3 protein-coding genes are annotated in these 2,057 nt (G+C 52.5%); 1 reads left to right on the forward strand and 2 read right to left on the reverse strand.

Going from position 1 to position 2,057, the window contains the following annotated elements; all coding sequences use genetic code 11:
- The first annotated feature begins 528 nt into the window (after positions 1 to 528).
- Positions 529 to 1,041: a hypothetical protein gene (locus E1297_RS02430; protein WP_155133447.1), complete on the forward strand. Its 513-nt coding sequence runs from the start codon at positions 529 to 531 to the stop codon at positions 1,039 to 1,041.
- Between the two features lie 185 nt (positions 1,042 to 1,226).
- On the opposite strand, the gene E1297_RS02435 is transcribed toward E1297_RS02430, so the two are convergent.
- A complete protein-coding gene (locus E1297_RS02435; RefSeq protein WP_155133450.1) occupies positions 1,227 to 1,544 on the reverse strand; it encodes a hypothetical protein in 318 nt (105 codons plus the stop codon).
- Between the two features lie 185 nt (positions 1,545 to 1,729).
- The coding region (locus tag E1297_RS02440; protein ID WP_209015600.1) for a hypothetical protein at positions 1,730 to 2,057 on the reverse strand (328 nt) is incomplete at its 5' end.

Here is a 2,057-nt window from a genome sequence, read left to right on the forward strand (position 1 = left end):
GGCTTCATGCCCGCAGGATTTGCAGTGAAATAGCGCTTGGCTTTCGCGGCTCTGCTTGTCGTTTGTGCCGCATACGGCGCAGGTTTGTTAGAAAATATGTCGAAGAGCAACGGAGTAAATCTTGATACCTCGCTTCGCGAGCTGCGCTTTTGACCCCTCCCTAAAGAAAGGGGTTTGCCGCGTTTGTGGATCATCGTGTTCGGCGAGGTTAGGGACTAGGAGACGGCGCGAAACGACATTAAGGCGGCAGGTGCCGGCCACCTCGTCTTGGCGACGCTTAACATGGGATCCATCGAAAGGCTCCGTGCACCGCCTGCGGGATCTGGATATCGAGCCAGAATGCGAGTACTCCACTGGACCCAAGGACGTTGATTGTGTCATCTTGAATAGGGATTCGGACGTGAAGTTCTCCATGAAGACGATAGGAAGGATGCCGTCGACAAGATGCGGGCGGGAATCACTGACCTGCGGGAACTTGACTAGGCATTCGGCGCGGGCGTGTCTCGCTCTCTGGAAGAGGAATAATCTATGTACCAGACAATTATGGTCGTTCTGGCCATTCTTCTCGCTGGACTTCTCGCCGTCGGCGGCATCAACTACATCAACCAAGACACTGCTCTGCGCATCGAGGTGAGCAAAACCCTGGAGGCTCACGCCGATCTCCTTGTTGGAACAGTCTCTATCTACAAGTCAACTAACAACGGGTTCTTTCCGAATTCCATTAAACGGATTAACACCCTCTTGCCAGACGGAAACATTCCAGCTCTACCTAAATCTATGAGTGATTTCTCCTGGACGACGGTAAAGACCGGCGGCACCAGGGGTATCTGCATCTCCGGATACAACAGCGAGGGGCTGGATTCAGATGTCGCAGCTGGGGTGACGACATTCGCCAAGATGCGTGCGTTGGATCTTCCCGGGTCCGTTCTCTATTCCGATGCCTGCGGTCAGGTAGGCTTTTCCACTTCGGAACCGGACCTGATGGAGCCGGAAAATCTCACAAACACCACGTCGATGGCCGTCGTCATTAAGGATCAGTGACTGCCCCATCCATTATGGCGGGGAGCAGTCACTGGGAGCCAGTACCATTTTCAAGGCGGTTTTCCGGAATTAGGTACCAACTACCACCAAGGTTCAAACATGGGATACTGACATCCCGGTCGCTCTGCGGTTACTGGCAGGGGAACAGGCCGGATGACCGGAATCTGGATGGTCTACCGTCCTAATCAAAGACTGAAACTATTTTCCTCTTCAGCTCGCTGTGCCAAGTAATCTTCAAACACATCATTTGAGTTTTGATTTGAGATGTATCTAAGAGCGAGAGATACAAAAGTGCTGTCGTTCCAGCCTGCTGCAGCGATGATAGCGTCAGCGCTGAGATCGGTGGTATCGACACCTTCTTCTGTCCCTATTTCAGCCAAGAAATCTCGGAAGCATGCATTATCCTGCTGATTGTCGATGTATGCCTCGAGAACGATGCGTTCACTGAATGTGTTCCAGCCTTGTTGTGAGCTAATATCTTCAAAAATTGCTTCGACGGTCATGAGACTTTCCTTGGTTCAATAACTTGGAACCAATATGCTTAAAGTTTACGCAACCAGCAAATGGTCATTGTTTAACTGGCGATTTCCCAGATCTTACGGTGAACTTTTTCGGGCCGGGTGCCGCGAACACGACCGTGCGCCTCCAGGCTGGGTTGACTCCTCGAGACGATGTCGGTCAGCATCCGCTACTTCGGATCTCCACTCGGAATGTCGAAGCGCTCTGCGAAGGCTTGAGTGCATGCCGCGCATGTCGCGGGACCCAATACCCTCAATACGTCGAGGACAACCTGACGGCGGTTTGTTTTGCCGAGAACCGCGTTCAATTCCGTCGCCAACTTGCTTTTGTTGGCATTCCTGCGGCTGCGCTTTCCTAAATCGGGGCGCCATTCGGGATCGTAAATGAGGATCACCCTGTCCAAGGCTGTGATGGCTTCTTGGGTCTCTTTAAACTCGGCAAACAGTTTCTCTGCCCGGGCAGTCAGTTCCGCCCGCTTGTCCTTCAATTCACTCGAT

Source organism: Roseibium sp. RKSG952 (genome assembly GCF_009711355.1).

Excerpts from the sequence above, each read along its gene's own strand:
- E1297_RS02430 (WP_155133447.1), top strand. The coding sequence starts at position 529 with ATGTACCAGACAATTATGGTCGTTCTGGCCATTCTTCTCGCTGGACTT.
- E1297_RS02435 (WP_155133450.1), bottom strand. The coding sequence starts at position 1,544 with ATGACCGTCGAAGCAATTTTTGAAGATATTAGCTCACAACAAGGCTGG.